Genomic DNA, 15,191 nt, shown 5'->3' on the forward strand with positions numbered 1-15,191 from the left:
TCGTTCACAATGGATCAGAATCGTGACCTCGCGCAGAAACTTGGAGAAGCGATCTGGGCGTTCGCTCTTGTCGAGCGGGCCACGTATCGTTACATGAAGAAGCTGTCCAGCGACACGCTCGATGTGCTCATGGCCGACCAGTCGATACCCGTGCGAATCCGAGTCATTAAGCAATTGATAGCTCGCGCGGATGGGCCTGAGTCGATGAAGCAGCTTGCGTACAAGTGTGTAAAGGCGATCAGCGAGCTATCGGAGGAACGCAACCTGTTCGCACACAATCCCTTTCACACGTGGATCGACTTCGATGCGCGTGAGTTCGTGCATGAGATCGAGAAGGTCACAGACGCTTCCCAGGTCAAGTCACTCGGCGAAATGGAAGCGTTCACGCAAAAGTCGCTGACGCTGGCAGAGGAATTCGAAGATGCGTTGTCGCACCTGACGTACCAAGGGAACGCTCGGTCAGCTTAAAAAGGAAAACAATGCGCAAAGCATTTGCGAAAGTGGTCGTTATTGCATTGCCTGTCCTAATAATTTCGACACCGCTGCGGGTGTCGGCAGGTTTGTTCGAACCCGACGATTACAGTGGTTGCATACTCGAAAAGATGCCCGGCGTGCAGAATGACCTTTCAGCGGGCGCGATCGCTAACGAATGCAACCAACGGTTCCCGAACTGGAAAGAGGCTCATCGGCGTAGCGGCTTCTTTGCAGCGTACCATTCAGGCAGTGCTTGTTTTGCCGAAAAGAGCAGGGCCACGGGCAGTGAAATGGCAGCAAGGTTGATTTATTTCGCCTGCCACAATCTCTATGATCCGGCCGCGTTCGATCCGGAGTCAGCGCAGCCAGTGCAGTGATGACTATTTCATGCAGGAAAATTGATCGGCGCAGTGCCGGCGCTGGAAAACAGGAGGCGATATGGGCAAGGTTCTGTACGTGTACGAGTGCGCCGAATGCCGCAAGCGCGGCGAGCAACGCCTCGATGGAGACTCGCACGACGGTGAGGCTTCTACGTGTGCTTCCTGTGGCGCGCCCGTGACGCTGGAGTGGGATGGCGGCGTTGTTCTGGAGACGCCGCAGACTATCGCAGCTGACGCGATTGCGCGCGCCCGCGAGCGCAAGTGACAAGTACAGGAAAACGCTGCGAAGCGCGGCTGGAATTAAAACAACTTGTGGGAATGGCTGAAGTGAGAGACGAAGAAGAAATTCCGATCGACGATCTGCTGAAAAAATATCCGACCGATCCGGGCGTGGTTGCGCTCTATGGCCGCTACTACAGGACATGTCATGTCACACAAAAAAGTTCGATTCTTGGCATCTATGGTGTGATGTTGCGTTGGTTTGGTTTTTCAGGTTTTGTTATATTTCAACGGGTAAGGCGGCCGACTTATCCACAGGATATTCACATTTTCAGGCATTTCCTGTTGCGTGACCGCACCACGGGCGTTTGTTGCGTCGATGTCTATCCGGAGACGCAACGGGATAGATCGTGGCAGCGGGTTATTGCCAGCCTCAGTGTTGCGTTCCTGCCAGCACCTAGTACATCTTTGACTTCACACCCAATTCCCACAGCATGTCGATGTTCCTGAGATACGTCGCGACGTTCTCAGCCGAACTGTGGATGATCGAATGTTCGTGTCCGTCAGCGCTGTCGATTTTCGCAGACCACGGGTCTTCCAGACACTGGCAGATGCCGTCGATATCGTCGCGATATTGCCTCAAGGTTTCCGGGTCCCAAGTGCGCACAACGTCAGATGCCAGGAGCACCGAGAGCGTGCCTTTCCGTTCGCCGATATACCGCACCGGTGTGAGCAGTCCACTGATGTAGAGCACCATAATCGCGTCAATCACGCGATCGTCGTGATCCTCGTCCCAGATGATGGCGAAGTCGAGGAACGCGCAACGTGCAAGCGTGTTCATGGACTCGTCGTGCCAGACTGGCGCCCGCAGGACAGAGTAGTGAGTTCCCTTGCCGAGATTGCCCACGGGGCGCGTTTCATCGTGCAGGGTCTGGAAGAAGGGGCAATAGGACATGTGATACTCCTTTCGGGAGAGAGGCGGTTTCCACCGCGGAGCCGCAGCCATTTCGTGGCTGAGGGGATCACGCAAACATTGTCACACCTACCAGACAGTCATAGAGATTTTGTTTTTCCCCGACGCTTCGGGTTTTCCGCCGGCATTGGCGACACAGTCGATTCGGGTATTGCGCCAAGCTCGGCAAGTTTGTCCCGTGCATCGCGATACTGTTCATAGAACCTCGCCCACTTGCTAAAGCCACCGAGTTCGCCAACGGCACGTAGCATTGCAAGGTGGGAAGCGGTCAGCAATTGCACGGTGGCTTCGAGTTCTGCAATCCTGATGTCCTTGTCGGCGAGTGAAGCCGCGGTATCGGCGCCGGACCGTTTCGCAACGCGGCCGCGCCAACGTCGGTACTCGCTCTGTCGCCGCTGATATTCAGCGAGCAGCTTGCTTCGGGACTCACTACGTGTGATCGACGACGCTGCGTTGATGGATGGGTGCAGTCGCGCGACCGCGCGAGCCGTGATGTCTTCGTCATTGGCCAGCAGCGTTTCAAGAATTTCACGCATCTGGTCGTCGTCACTGGATGGCGTAATCTCTTTAGGTTCAGTCATCAAGTACTCCGCGTTGCCGGGGCCGTGACAGATCAACGCCGTCAGGGAAGGGGTGTTCACCTGCAGGTGTTGCAAGAAGCTTCTGTATACCGGCCAGCCGCTTCTCTGCGTGGTCGAGCTGGTTTTTCCAGCCGATGCTGGTCGATGGTCTGGCGTTGATCGACTCGAGGGCGAGCTTGAACTTGCCCTCGAGCCGGACCAGGTTCTGCCGGTGCTCAGGAAGGTCGGTCGCCGAGAGGTGACGGCAGTCGGCGAAGCACTCGAGATGTTTGGGACACGGATCGACCGTAAATGAATTCAGGCAATGCCCATACGGTGTGGCATGGAAACCGTCCGCTTCGGCACGCAGGTACTCGTACGCGGCAACGTCGCCATCCGTTTCCTGGATGCGTCGAAACGCATCGACGATCGGACCGTTAGCCTTGCCGCCCTTGATGAGCCGGGCAACCGTACTGGTCTTTGCGCCGAGCATGATCTCGATGTCCTGCGGGATCTCGATCTGCTCCAGATCTTCTGCGAGGCTGCGATGGTCGTACTCGTAGCTTTGTGCGACGCTGCGCCGGTTGAAGCGCTTCGAGATGATTGTGTCGGCGACGCCCAGCCGGAACAACTCGGTGTTTTGCAGATGACGCAGCATGTGTGACTCGATCTTCAAAGCCCGGTCTTCGTCCGTTTGCCCGTATTTTTCAAACAGCGGTGGCAGGTACTTCGCGTCGCCGAGCGCCTGTCCGATGAGTGTAGGATCAGGGCGGTTGATCGACATATAGCGCGTCACATCGCACAGGCCGTCGTTGCGCTCCTCGGCAAGTGAGCGCTTCGGATGCACAAACAGAAACTCCCACGGCTGAACGGACCCAACTGCCAGTGGCAGGGGATCGAGATCGGATACCTTCGTCGGCGTTTTGAGCCGGATATGTTCCTCGAGCTCGCCGACGTGCAGATGCGCCGCATGCCACTCCATCCGATCAAGGAGTTTGACCTGCGAGCCGTCACCATGTCGGAAGCGCAGACCTGTTTTGCCCTCCAGCATTGATGTTTTCAGTCGATTCCCGAACATGTAGACGGCCATGTCCAGCCCCAGGTCACCGCTGCGCCGCCGCACATGCTGGTATTCGTGGAGTTCAGCAAGAACCGCCGGATCGAAGCCATCCCGATAGCGTTCAATGAAGGGCCTCCGTTCAATTTTCAGCCAGAACGGATTGCCCATGAGACGTGTGTAGATTTCGGTGACGGGCACGACACTATCGACGGGATACCAGGGCAGCAGCCGACCCGTTTCGCATTGCAGCTTCAATGTCGCGCGCAGTGGTTCCGTGATCCGGGCCACGTGGTCGAGTGTTTCGGTCAACAACGTCCGGAACATCTCGGGCACGGGCTGGGTCGCCTCACGCAACACGCGACTGTCGGTCTCATCCTCCTGCTGCTTTTCAGCGAAGTGACGCACCATCAGGGATGTCGAGATGCCGCCGGACTCGCCGGCTGGCCGTCCCTTCGAATCCAGGTACGTGCGCTCCCGTTTCCAGTCAACCGGCAGCAACGCGACCTCACCCGCCCGCATACCGGTCACGATCAAGACGCGCATCGCGGCGAACCGCAAATCGTCCATGAATGTTCTCGGCTGCTCGGTCATTACGATGCGCGTCAGTTCCCAGAACGCCCGGCGCTCCGGCAAGCGCTCGTCACGTTTGCGAGCTTCGAGGTCATCGCGGAGCTTCTCCGCGGACCACGTATGCTTTGCCTTGATCGCGCTTTTGCCCTTCATTCTAGGAACAGCAAGCGCGGCGTATAGCGGGCCCGCGTCACAGATGTGCTGGGCGTCAAACACGATCTTTACGATGCCGACCACCATATCGCCCAGCTTCCCCGTAGCCTGGATAGCTTTACCAACACGCACGGCAACGTGCAGGTCATCGACAGTCAGCTCCCATGGTTCCTTGTCCACGCACGTCGCAATGACCCGCAGGGGACGGGCTATGCATTGCGCTATATGTCCAGTCGTGTTGCGCCTGAACAGCAACTGTTCGGCGACTGCCGCCTTGACCAGATCCTGCCACGCGGTCGACAGCGGCCGTCTGGCTAGCGATGCCAGTCCGCGCTCAACACGCTCCGCGTTGACGATCGCCAGCGCCTTCACCTCCGTGCCAAGATCTCGCATGTAGTGCGCCGGTGGTGGTACATCGCCGGCGGCGACCGTCAGGTTCCAGCCGACACCGTCGAGAGCAGCACCGGTCTCATCGAGTGGTATTTCCCAGCCCAGATCTTTTTCACGAGCGAGAGCCTTGCCGAGCTCGATGAACGCCGAGTAGTGTGGGTTCATCAGTCATCGCCCTCCAGTTCGCCGATGACCGTCTGAATTTCGGCAATCGTGCGCTGCAACTGGAGATAGGTCGGGGAACGGGTGTCGCCACGAGAACTCTGTTCGAAGAACGCGACCACCTCACGCATCGAGGCCAGCACGCTCTCGTGCATCGCCTTGTCATGTAAGGGCATGAACTTCCTGCATCCGTAGCACGACGTCACTGGGTTATAGGGGCACGCAGGTTGTCCCGACGTGCAACCGCCGATGCCCGCGATCGGAATGCCGTGAGGCACACCAGCAATCTGCTGTTCACCTTTGAGTAAGGTGAGCTCTTCCGGGGAGATGAATCGGTCGTGCGCGATCTTTGCCACGCGTCGATATATGTCCGACGCGCCGAGCGCCCGGTTCACCCTTTCCGCGTGGGTAGCCGATGTCTCGTAATACACCAAGCCCGTTTGTATGTGCGAATGACCCAGAAACTCGGCCAGCTCTTCGTGGCTTGCGCCGGCGTCGACGAGTCTCTGCGCCGCAGTGTGGCGCAGGTCGGTCGCCGTACCGAGGTCTTCGGAGTCGATAAGTTTTCTGACGAGTGCGGCAATCCGCGATCCCGCCTCATAGTTCGATTCGACAGCAAAGAAGCGCCCGGCGCCCGTGAGACCCGCAGCCCTTCGTTGGGCATTGAGCGCAACGAGGATCGGAGCCCATTCACGCTTGACCCGACGCGTGAGCGGCTTTCGTTTCGTGTCGCTTTTCTGCTTGGCCATATGGAAGGTTAGATGAACCGTCGGCGGTTCATCAGGTACGTCCACCCAGATACGTACATTTCTCATGGTCAGCATCGCGATCTGGATTGGGCGCATGGCGAACTGGTAAGCGCACAGCAACATGCCCGCGTCGCAGAGATCCTCGTGCTCTGGATGTGCATTCATGGGCAACGTGAGAGCTGAAACGGTTTCGTCCAGATGCCTCACGATCATAGCTTCCTCGTCGACCGACAGAAAGACATCCCCGGAACGAACCCCGGCGTGCGAATCCATCACGGGGCCGGGCAGGGAAGAGCGTATAAATTCTTCATACGTCGTGGACCAGCCACAAAGCCGATGGACGCGCAGCAACCGCAGCAGTGTTTTGCCGAACCGGTACCCGTCTTGAGGCAAGTGGCGGGCACGCATGACGGTCCATTCATGACCGATCTTGTGTGGGCCGGCGTCGATCAGCTTTTCGACTTCGGAAGCCGAGAAGTGCATCGCTCCGCCGGCTGCCTTGAAGGCGGACACGACATGAAGTCCTCTGCCCAGCAGAAACAGGAAGAGATGCTTCACCAGCATGCCGTATGCACCTGGATAGCGATCGAAGTCCAGCCTATGCAGTCGCCCGTAGATCCACAGTTCGAATACCTTCGCTTCCGTGGGCGCGGCGATCGAACGGGTGGTGTCATCAAATTCGTCGTAGTAACGGATGACGGGAGGAAGGGCTGGAAGTCGTGAGACTATGTCGGCAATCAACTCTCCAGCATCGCGAGCGACACCCGTAACGCCGATACTACGAGACAGTTGCATGGTCAGAGTCCTTACGGAATTGCGCGCAGCAACGCTACGCGCTCATCAAAGCTGTCATTCCACACGTCCGCTAACCGATCCTCGAACACGGCCCGTGCGTAGCGCGAGGGCATCACCGATTTCTTCGACCACCCGAAGAACGTTCTCATCTTCTGCAACGCCTCGTCCATCGGGTCACCGTTATCCAGCAATTGATGTAAGCGAACGACCGCACAGGTGTGGCGTAAGTCATGCGGCATAACGGAGTCCTTGTCACTGCGATCGCTCAATTCCTGGCGTACCGGGTCTGGCAATGCCTTCGAAACTTCGCGAAACGCTTTCGTCAGTGACTCAGTCGCGAGCGGGTTGCCGACAGATGAATTGAGCAGGAAGGGGTGGCTAGGGCGACCGCGGTAGTTTTCAACGTAGGTCTGAACCAGTTGCGCCGTTAGCGGGCTGACAGGAATCTGTCGGAGAGAATGGACTGTTTTAATGCTTGGCTTCGAATACCGTGAGTCGATTGACTCGTCGGCTTCTGCGTCATCGTATTCATTTTCTTGGACGTTGAGCCAATAGCGCAGCGTTTGTCGTTTCCTGTCGAAACCGGATTTCACACAGTCTGCCGTAAGCAGCAGCAACTCGCCGCGCCGCAGACCTTGATGCAGCATCAGCACGAAGGCAATGTAAACACGCCAGCGGGTCCTCGCATGCTTGAACGGATTCCGACCGGACTCCGGGTCCAGCAGATCGTAAAGCGCCTCCACGACGGAGGCTGGCAACGAGCGGACAGTTTCAGCCTGACTGCTTTTTCGCACGTGCAATTGGCTGTACAAGGTCGAAAGCCTATGTAGCCGCGCCTCTATGCCTCGCAGACGATCGTCCGGAATCCGGCTCCTGGAAAGCCAGGTCAGCACATCAGTTACAAAGCCGAGGCCAGCGTGCCAGCGCAACTCGTCGGCTCGGGTTGCTCGCGACCGGTTCCGGATCGAGACAAACCACGATTCAAGAACGTCGGCCAGCGCGCCGTCATCGACATCAGCAAGAGCATCGTCGAGACCGTTTGGCCCCAGAATCCGGTCCGCATGCTGGTACAGATCTTCAATGTACCGAAGCTTGCCGGTTTGGGTCGATTCGGCCAGGTGGCCCATCGACATGATCAGCCAGACGCTGGCCCAATATCGCGGTATCGGAGGTTTGCCGACAAGCGTGACGCTTCTCAGTTGCCCTGGAACCAGCGAATCCGATAACTGAAGGAAAGTCATTGATCGACGCAACATAGAAAAGGTGCCAAATCATACATGGCCGTTGCGTTCGATCCTGGGCAAAAAGGCAAAACCCGCAACACTCCTTTAGGTACCACTGATTTCGCTAATTCCTTTTATGTTAAACTTAGGAATCCATAATATTACGCAACAATAATTGTTGCCCGGACTGATGTGTAGCGGGTAAGTCGTAGCGGCTGCTTTTCGGCCCATCGTAGTCTGCTCGACGGCAGGGAACAACGATCGGATAGCACTGGCGCGTGAACGCGAAGCCGGGCCGACTCTAAATCATTCTCGACTGAGGCCTAATTCGCAAGCTTCCACATGATGGTCCACTGGCGATTGCCGAAATACGATTGTCAATAGCCACTTTTCACCTTCGGAAACCGGCTCACCAGCGTGCATTGTTCCCGAGTTGGGTACTGGTTCCGGATAACCAAAAAATAACAACCCGCCTAACCTTGGATGAACTCGTAATCCTAGATTCGAGAGAATCGTCGCCCCACCTGATTTTGGCTCATTGAGGTAAATTATACAATTCGCTATTCGTTGATTTACTTCATTTGTTTTGAAATACTCCGAATGATGCGTTATGTAACCACCGGGACGATAATGGAGAATCTTCGGAATCTCCAGATTTTCCATTGGCCAATCAAACGCCCTCGAAACTCGTGCCACTGCTCGATCAACCAGCAGATCGGAACCTGAAGGAAAATGTACGACATTGAGATTGCCCAAGGCATGTCGTTCCTCGACCGTTGGGCCTTTTGAAATTGCGCAATTAATTAACGCCAAACATTGATCGGAAGATAAGAAATTCGATAGCAAAATTACCCGAGGTGACGCCCATTCTGCGATCAATGTAACGCCTTCGTCGGTGAGAAACTCCCTAGACGGTCCGTAATCAACGTAGTCGGGACTGCGCACCATCATCTCTTTGGAATCGGGATAATAGACAGGATCAAACAAGATTCCATCGGGACTGCATTCTCTCAAAGCAGATTCAACAATTCGGTATGCGATCGGAAAAGAAAACCCGTGTTCAATTGCCAAATCTATTACCGCCTCGGAATAATCCATTCCTGCCTTCAGCTTCGAGCGTATAGACGTGCACAGATCAGCATCAAAGGAAAATGGCTTCATGAAAGATATGTCCTTCGCACACTATGTGCGTGCCTGGATCGCCCGCTCTCGGTGGGCTAAAACCTCTACTTCCTCTAACTCGTGTACTGTATCTTTCTCACGCATAACTAAGGAGAGGATCCATTTCTCGCCTTCCGTGATGGCCTCTCCAGCGTGCTCAGTTCCAGAATTTCGAACTGCATCCGGATAGGAAAAAAACAGAAGATTTCCGGAAACCGGATACACACGGAGCCCCAAGTTCGATAATAATGTGCCGCCACCTTCTTTTGCTGAATTTAGAAAGATCACAACGTTAGCCACTCGTTGATTCTCAACTGAGCCCACGAAATATTCTGAGTGAGGAGCAAATCTTCCACCCGTATTGTAATGAATCAATTTCGCCCTTTCAAATCTCGAAGCGGGCCAGCAAAATGCTTCTGCTACTCGTTCAACAACGCGGTCGATCAGGATATTTTCACTACTGGAAAACAATCGAATGTCATATTCCGTTGAATTCTCGGACATGAGATCGGGAATCTTGAACTCGGCCTGCTCGATAATATCTTTACAGACATTTTCGCTCAGAAAGTCCGTCAGCAAACAAACACGCGGGGCGATCAGTTCCATCGCAATGCGCACACCCTCTGATTCCAGTCGGTCCCGAATGAGGCCAGTTTCAACATATTCCGGGAAAGCGCCCTGTTCGACCCTATATGCCGGATCAAACAACGTAGCGGCGGGTTGGTGATTACGAATAACCGATTCCACAATTCGACAGGCAATGGGAAAGCTATAACCTTCATTAATGGTCAATGTCAAGGCGATGTCAACAACTTCAACGCCGGCAGATGTTTCAGATTCAACCCAGGCGATCAGATTTTTATCGAATGAAAATGGCTTCATGGCATTTTTCCATACAATTTAGTTTGCCAGCGTCAGCTGAGACTCGTGGTCGCTAATTTGTGTGAACGAAAACATTGAACTTCCCTTTATTGCATTACCAACTGAAAATAATACAGGCGTGATAATTTCAATTTTGATGTAAATTCTGAAGAGTAAAACCCTCGCTTCTGGCTTGGCACGATACTCCTGAAAGATAGTTTCTTTTCTTAAACGTGCATCAAATTTGACTTGACAACGTCAATTAACAATCTCACACATCGCAGTGATCAAACGAAGGAAATCTGGGCGAGATCAATTTCCGATACGGATCGGTACGCTCTGTTACACAGATCCTGACTTGCTCGGCGGGGGCCAACATTGATTGAGCTTCGATCCATTCTTCAAATGGACCATTTGGCGGCCATTCAATCACTACAGTTTCCTTACCTGCCGATCTTCTCACTTGCACAATAAAAAGCCCTATCGTTAAGATAGGGCTTGAGCCAGACACCGTATCTACTTGACGATAATCCCTTCTGACTGCGGCGCCGGCTTCGTAGTTTTCGGGGTATAGGTAAATTTAGTCATGATTCTTCCGTAATGTTATTGAAAAAAAATCACCTTCGAACGAATAACTTATGCTAAATCCGCTCGCGAGAATCACATTACTTGAGTTTTCGTGGCAAAGAAAAATAATGTTTAGAGGGTAATCTCTATTTTTTGAGTAGCACTTGTGTGCGGATGCAACGCAGCATGTTTCATGACGGCTACGAAACGCAGTACAGGATTACAAGAACAACGCTAAGGTTGCAGGTGTTAAATGTCCATCGATTTTCCCGGGCGTGGTCCCCGCGAAAAACGCGTTGCATGCCTTCGCTCAAGGGTTTAGCCGCGGTGTCGCTGCTTCGTGAACCTATCTATTTAGTTTCGTTTATGCAATCCGCATCGCTTTTTTTCCCTTCTTCTGGAGACCGATATTCGAGAAGTTAAAGGCATAGTGAAGGCGTGCACGATCGTAACTGGTCAGGATTTGCTAACAAATTTGACTGACGAACGTAAGGCAAATGATAGGACAAGCCAAAGTGGGCAACGCGGCGTGACGATCGAGGGTTCGTTCGAGACGGATGCGCGGTTTGCGAAATCGGTAGGCCGGGCATGCGTGTGTTCGACGGCATCGCGATGAGGGCCAAGCGGTTCGCCGGTCTTGGTGCCCTTACACGTGATTCGGGCCGTAATGCCGCGCGGTTGCAGCGTTTTCTCGTTTCCTTGGGTGGCATGGACCTTGTTCGGACGCTGCCGTTACAGCCGGCGCGTATCCATCAAGGGCGGTGTCGCATCGGGGGCAGCTTCGAATACCCGCGAATCGCGCTGGTTGTCGCTTGTGGGAGCCGCCGGCAACAGGGCAATCCAAGCACCTACTCCAGTATGCTGCTCGCCCAGCTGGCCCCGGTCGGGGTCGGTCTGGTTCGCTTGGCGCCGGGACGTTGGCCACGCTCATACCATCGATGCTCACACGGTTCGAGTCTATCGGGTTGCAACCTCACAATCGCGCAGAGCCTAATGTCACAACGTTGCTCGGTCACTCACACAGCAGGCGCCGGCTTGTCGTACGACTGTCGAGGCTCATCTTTCCGGGAGATGCCGGCTTTCAGCATGAACAGAATCCCGTTGAGCGCTCTTCGGTCATCCTGAGTGGGCGCTCGATCGTCCGTGACGGTGAGCGTTCGGGCAGTCACACCTCAAGCATATCTCGCTTATAACTAACTCATGCGCCATCTTTATGCTTCATCCGAATCGTCAATAAACCATAATTTTTTAAGATTATGGCGTGCGCAGGCAGTCTCAGTTTTAGGAACTTGCGTCACCAGCTTGGCACTCCCGCTCGTTGCCGTTAACACTTTGCATGCTAGCCCGATGGAAATGTCGTGGATTTCGGTAATGGAGGCTCTTCCTATGATTCTGGTGTGTCTATACGGAGGTGTGTGGGTCGATCGAAGTAAGCGAGTTCCGATAATGATTGGCCGTGATTTGATCAGTGCTTGTGCTTTAGTATTTGTACCGTTAGCACAAATATTGGGTTGCCTATCAATTCCTTCGCTTTGTGTCGTTACATTTATTTGCTTTTCTGCGGAAGCTGTTGGGGGCGTTGCGCAACAAGCCTATCTAGCTTCTCTATTGGGTGGTGAGCGATTGATTGAGGCATACGGAAGAATTGCCTTATCGTCCGGTGTCAGTCAAGCAATTGGTCCAGTGATAGCCGGATTCCTTGCAGAAACGATTTCGCCTACGATAGCGCTTGTGGTCGATGCATGTACCTTTCTCTTCTCCGCTGCGACGATACGAGCAATAGATTTCGTGGAACCTAAGCCTCCAGTCGTCGAAAACGAAAGTGCCTGGGAAGCTATTAAATTGGGGTTTATGGTGGTATGGCGAAGCCCGATACTTCGAATGTTAATGTTGCAAGCCAGCTTATTCTTCTTCGTAAACCAAATGTCCGTAGCATTATTGATTTTGAAAGCCTCGCGAGAATTAGGTATCAGTGCTGCAGGAATCGGATTTGCGTATATGAGTGGCGGTGGTGGGAGCTTGATTTTTTCGCTTTTTGCGGAAAATCTTGTCAAGAAATTGGGCGTCGGACGTGCCATGGGACTGGGATTCGCCGTTTGTGCATTGGGCTGGGCAGGTATTGCAACGCTAACCAAGGGGGATGAACATTGCCTCGTCGAGTTCGGGATGTTCTATGCACTGCTCGTGGTGGGCACGGTTATGTGGAATATGACCTACGCGGTTGCACGCTCGCGGTACGCTCCTCCGGAGTCGCTTGGCCGGGTCATTTCAACCATGCGTTTTTGTGTCAGCATTCCCGAGCCACTTGGGGCACTGCTTGGCGGTAGCCTCGCCACCGCATTCGGCTTTCGAAGGACGTTCTACGTAATTGCGGTTTTAGCCGTACTAATAGCACTATTCTCTCTGGTAAAATCGCACACTCTTATGCCAAGCAAAAGTGACGACGCAATCTTCTGAACGCTGTGTGTGGCAATTCTCGCCGACTAATGCGGGGGGAATCAGTCGTCACTAGTTGAGACCGACGGGTCAAGTGCCGAGCCGATGCTCGAGGAACCGCTGCGTGAAGGTGAGAGGGCGGACGACGAAGACGCACGTATTCGCGTTTCGAGTTTCTTCGTCCGGATAAAAACAGGGAGCGTTGCACAGGTTGATTTTTTGAAAGACCTCAGAGTTTTTCAACGGGGTGTCGATGCTCCTATCCGGAGCAGCAGGTGTTCAGTCGGCCGATCGGCTACGACGAATGGGCGTAACACCCAAAAAATATGGCCCATCGGGCAACCGTGGCTTTCCCATATTGGACATGCGTTTTCCCGCCCACCGCTCAACACCGCGTCGAAGACACGGGTCGCTGATGATATTAGCTTCGCCGTCGCGCGTCGATAATCTTCACGGCGCTGTCAAGCGCTCTTCCTCTGCTTGTCAAATTATGCCGTTTGCATCTTTCCGATTGAGGAGCAAGAGATAATTCTCGCCCCCAGTACCACAAGAGATGTTCCATGCGTTAGTTACACAAATCATTCATCAAACTATCGACACCAATAACTATTGACCAGATATTGTTTGCTGATTATGCTAATCAAGCGCATTCATTCGATCTTCCTCGATGCGTTGACCCCACATGTCCGTTTGGATTGTGGAGAGATCCAACTGAACCTTAGTATTGGAGTTGAAATGGAAAAGCAGAAATACGAAGTGGTGGTTGATGATGAACGTCAGGTCGACAAGCCGATGATCGCTTTGACGCAATGCGAGGTTACATTCGAGAACAGGGAGAGCCTTGACCGCTGTATCGTCGCAGTCAAGGAGTCTACGGAGCGGTTGAACGCCCGCCCGGTTGAAGAGGTGCAGTACGACTGGCAAAGCCCGAACGGCATCCGTGGATTGACGTTGTACTTTGGCGTAAGATGGTTCGACAAGGCTTTTTTCGACGAACATCGGGATGTCTACAAGAATTCCATGCACGATAAACTGTTCTCGAAGTTCGGCGTAAACGCGCAAAGCTTCAAAGTAAATCATTTCGTCGCGGCATAAATTTCATTTCGCAACTGCTCACGCTCACCGTATGGTGGGTGTGAGCAAAAAATGAGTAAACCCTTGACCGTATTTTCGAGATATCTCTCACTAGAGTCAGCGTTGGCGGTCTACCTTGGGATATGGAACGCCACTGTGCCACTGATTATTATCAAACATGGCGGCTCTCTTGATTTAACTATTTACGAAACTGTTCTTGCCCTTTCCGCCATTGTGGCCATGCCGCTGCTGGCCGCAAGGGTCGAGAAAATGCACCGGGCCAGCGCGCTAAAATTGGGATGCTTCGGAATCTTTGTTAGCGGTATTGCAAGGGTTATCCTGCTCTCGAATTCCTATTCGCTATGGTTACTTACGGTTATTGATGTAGGCGGTGTTTGCTCCTTCGCAGCAGTTCAGCCCTTGCTCGGCGTTTATCCAGCTGAATCTGTGGAGCGTGATCGCGTTGCCCGTGCGTACCGGGTGCGTAGAGTTTTTTCTACTATTGGGCGAGTTGCAGGACCGCTGGTCGCTGCAGCAGCGTTGTTGTATTTCGTCGCACCGGGGGTTCTGCTTATTGCAGCGTTCATCGGATTGGTGGGCTTAGGCTACTCGATGAGTCTGCCTCGCGGGGGCGTGATAGCGGTTGACAGGCGCAGAACGGTTCGGCAGCGCATCCAGGAAATCGTCTACGGCGTTCGCCTAAAGCTAGCGCTGCCGCCGGAGCGCTTTCTGACCATTGTTAATTTTTCTCTGAATGTTGCGACAGTCGCCACGGTGCCGATGGTCATTCCTACAATCATCCGGGCCAATCATCTTCCCGACAGCAGCGCGGGTCTGTTTAACGCCGTATTTGCCGGCGGAGCCGTTACAGGTGTTCTCCTGTTTGGTCGCTTGATAGCGAACGGCGTGCGACAGCGTCAGAAATTCATCGGACTCTGGGTAGCGCTCTTTGTGTCGTTGTCCTCACTAACCTTGATGTCTAACCTGGTAGCCCTGACGGGCGCACTGTTCGCGGCGGGTGCATTCATCGCCACCTTGTCCCTGGTAGGTGTGGATCGGCAGACTGTTTCGATACCCACAGGCGGTCGTATCCGGCTGACAGCTGCGGCTTTAATGATAGGTCAACTCAGTAGTTCGGTCGCCTTCGTCGTTGTTGGTACGTTCATTTCTAGATTCGGTTTTGATTCGATGTGGATGCTCTATTGTGGGATCTCTGTTTTTGTGATTGCAATGTCACTAAAGGTCAAAGGGATATGGCACTTCCTGGAGGATACCAAGGAGGCCGAGAGCTACTATGAACGGACACACCCTCGACTTGTACAACGCTTCTTTGTATGAAAAGGATGGAGGCATGGGGCAGGTGTCGTTGAGGCTCACAAACTCT

General features: G+C 53.7%; 14 protein-coding genes. 7 read left to right on the top strand and 7 right to left on the bottom strand.

Features of this window, described 5'->3' with window-relative positions; genetic code table 11:
• The first annotated feature begins 9 nt into the window (after window positions 1-9).
• The 4 genes from FNZ07_RS12970 to FNZ07_RS12985 all read left to right on the top strand — a co-directional run bounded on the left by FNZ07_RS12970 (window position 10) and on the right by FNZ07_RS12985 (window position 1,583).
• Complete coding sequence (locus FNZ07_RS12970) at window positions 10-468, top strand: hypothetical protein (protein ID WP_091020377.1); 459 nt, start codon at window positions 10-12, stop codon at window positions 466-468.
• A gap of 11 nt (window positions 469-479) precedes the next feature.
• Window positions 480-851, top strand: a complete 372-nt coding sequence (locus tag FNZ07_RS12975; protein ID WP_091020379.1) for a hypothetical protein — start codon at window positions 480-482, stop codon at window positions 849-851.
• 61 nt (window positions 852-912) lie between these two features.
• Window positions 913-1,119 (top strand): hypothetical protein, encoded by a 207-nt coding sequence (locus FNZ07_RS12980; protein ID WP_091020380.1) that lies wholly within the window; start codon window positions 913-915, stop codon window positions 1,117-1,119.
• Window positions 1,116-1,583, top strand: coding sequence for a hypothetical protein (locus FNZ07_RS12985; protein ID WP_144269470.1), 468 nt, complete (start codon window positions 1,116-1,118; stop codon window positions 1,581-1,583). The genes FNZ07_RS12980 and FNZ07_RS12985 overlap by 4 nt, the downstream gene beginning before the upstream one ends.
• Here the strand turns inward: FNZ07_RS12985 and FNZ07_RS12990 are convergent.
• The 7 genes from FNZ07_RS12990 to FNZ07_RS13020 form a co-directional block, all read right to left on the bottom strand.
• A complete protein-coding gene (locus FNZ07_RS12990; RefSeq protein ID WP_091020668.1) occupies window positions 1,531-2,028 on the bottom strand; it encodes a hypothetical protein in 498 nt (165 codons plus the stop codon). The genes FNZ07_RS12985 and FNZ07_RS12990 overlap by 53 nt on opposite strands.
• Window positions 2,029-2,126: 98 nt before the next feature.
• Complete coding sequence (locus FNZ07_RS12995; RefSeq protein WP_091020670.1) at window positions 2,127-2,627, bottom strand: hypothetical protein; 501 nt, start codon at window positions 2,625-2,627, stop codon at window positions 2,127-2,129.
• Window positions 2,620-4,944, bottom strand: coding sequence for a hypothetical protein (locus FNZ07_RS13000; protein ID WP_091020672.1), 2,325 nt, complete (start codon window positions 4,942-4,944; stop codon window positions 2,620-2,622). The genes FNZ07_RS12995 and FNZ07_RS13000 overlap by 8 nt, the downstream gene beginning before the upstream one ends.
• The gene (locus FNZ07_RS13005; protein ID WP_091020675.1) at window positions 4,944-6,485 is read right to left on the bottom strand and encodes a site-specific integrase; all 1,542 of its coding nucleotides are present in this window, start codon (window positions 6,483-6,485) and stop codon (window positions 4,944-4,946) included. Before FNZ07_RS13005 ends, FNZ07_RS13000 begins: the two co-directional genes overlap by 1 nt.
• Before the next feature lie 11 nt (window positions 6,486-6,496).
• Complete coding sequence (locus tag FNZ07_RS13010; protein ID WP_091020677.1) at window positions 6,497-7,726, bottom strand: tyrosine-type recombinase/integrase; 1,230 nt, start codon at window positions 7,724-7,726, stop codon at window positions 6,497-6,499.
• Window positions 7,727-8,014: 288 nt separating this feature from the next.
• A complete protein-coding gene (locus FNZ07_RS13015; RefSeq protein ID WP_091020582.1) occupies window positions 8,015-8,869 on the bottom strand; it encodes a 2OG-Fe(II) oxygenase in 855 nt (284 codons plus the stop codon).
• Between the two features lie 21 nt (window positions 8,870-8,890).
• Window positions 8,891-9,751: a 2OG-Fe(II) oxygenase gene (locus FNZ07_RS13020; protein ID WP_091020579.1), complete on the bottom strand. Its 861-nt coding sequence runs from the start codon at window positions 9,749-9,751 to the stop codon at window positions 8,891-8,893.
• Window positions 9,752-11,497: 1,746 nt separating this feature from the next.
• Here FNZ07_RS13020 and FNZ07_RS13025 point away from each other — a divergent pair.
• From FNZ07_RS13025 to FNZ07_RS13035, 3 genes are all read left to right on the top strand, one after another.
• Window positions 11,498-12,754 (top strand): MFS transporter, encoded by a 1,257-nt coding sequence (locus FNZ07_RS13025; protein WP_091020577.1) that lies wholly within the window; start codon window positions 11,498-11,500, stop codon window positions 12,752-12,754.
• A 714-nt stretch (window positions 12,755-13,468) separates the two neighbouring features.
• Window positions 13,469-13,828 carry a hypothetical protein gene (locus FNZ07_RS13030; protein ID WP_143098196.1) on the top strand — a complete coding sequence of 120 codons (360 nt, stop codon included), beginning with the start codon at window positions 13,469-13,471 and terminating at the stop codon, window positions 13,826-13,828.
• A 135-nt stretch (window positions 13,829-13,963) separates the two neighbouring features.
• Entirely contained in the window at window positions 13,964-15,145 is a 1,182-nt protein-coding gene (locus FNZ07_RS13035; RefSeq protein WP_091020569.1) for an MFS transporter, read from the top strand.
• The last annotated feature ends 46 nt before the right edge of the window (window positions 15,146-15,191 follow it).

Source organism: Paraburkholderia megapolitana (assembly GCF_007556815.1).
Taxonomy (GTDB): domain Bacteria; phylum Pseudomonadota; class Gammaproteobacteria; order Burkholderiales; family Burkholderiaceae; genus Paraburkholderia; species Paraburkholderia megapolitana.

Bases quoted from the DNA above. Each gene is read 5' to 3' on its own strand.
- FNZ07_RS12970 (WP_091020377.1), top strand. From the start codon at position 10: ATGGATCAGAATCGTGACCTCGCGCAGAAACTTGGAGAAGCGATCTGG.
- FNZ07_RS12975 (WP_091020379.1), top strand. From the start codon at position 480: ATGCGCAAAGCATTTGCGAAAGTGGTCGTTATTGCATTGCCTGTCCTA.
- FNZ07_RS12980 (WP_091020380.1), top strand. From the start codon at position 913: ATGGGCAAGGTTCTGTACGTGTACGAGTGCGCCGAATGCCGCAAGCGC.
- FNZ07_RS12990 (WP_091020668.1), bottom strand. From the start codon at position 2,028: ATGTCCTATTGCCCCTTCTTCCAGACCCTGCACGATGAAACGCGCCCC.
- FNZ07_RS12995 (WP_091020670.1), bottom strand. From the start codon at position 2,627: ATGACTGAACCTAAAGAGATTACGCCATCCAGTGACGACGACCAGATG.
- FNZ07_RS13000 (WP_091020672.1), bottom strand. From the start codon at position 4,944: ATGAACCCACACTACTCGGCGTTCATCGAGCTCGGCAAGGCTCTCGCT.
- FNZ07_RS13005 (WP_091020675.1), bottom strand. From the start codon at position 6,485: ATGCAACTGTCTCGTAGTATCGGCGTTACGGGTGTCGCTCGCGATGCT.
- FNZ07_RS13010 (WP_091020677.1), bottom strand. From the start codon at position 7,726: ATGACTTTCCTTCAGTTATCGGATTCGCTGGTTCCAGGGCAACTGAGA.
- FNZ07_RS13015 (WP_091020582.1), bottom strand. From the start codon at position 8,869: ATGAAGCCATTTTCCTTTGATGCTGATCTGTGCACGTCTATACGCTCG.
- FNZ07_RS13020 (WP_091020579.1), bottom strand. From the start codon at position 9,751: ATGAAGCCATTTTCATTCGATAAAAATCTGATCGCCTGGGTTGAATCT.
- FNZ07_RS13025 (WP_091020577.1), top strand. From the start codon at position 11,498: ATGCGCCATCTTTATGCTTCATCCGAATCGTCAATAAACCATAATTTT.
- FNZ07_RS13030 (WP_143098196.1), top strand. From the start codon at position 13,469: ATGGAAAAGCAGAAATACGAAGTGGTGGTTGATGATGAACGTCAGGTC.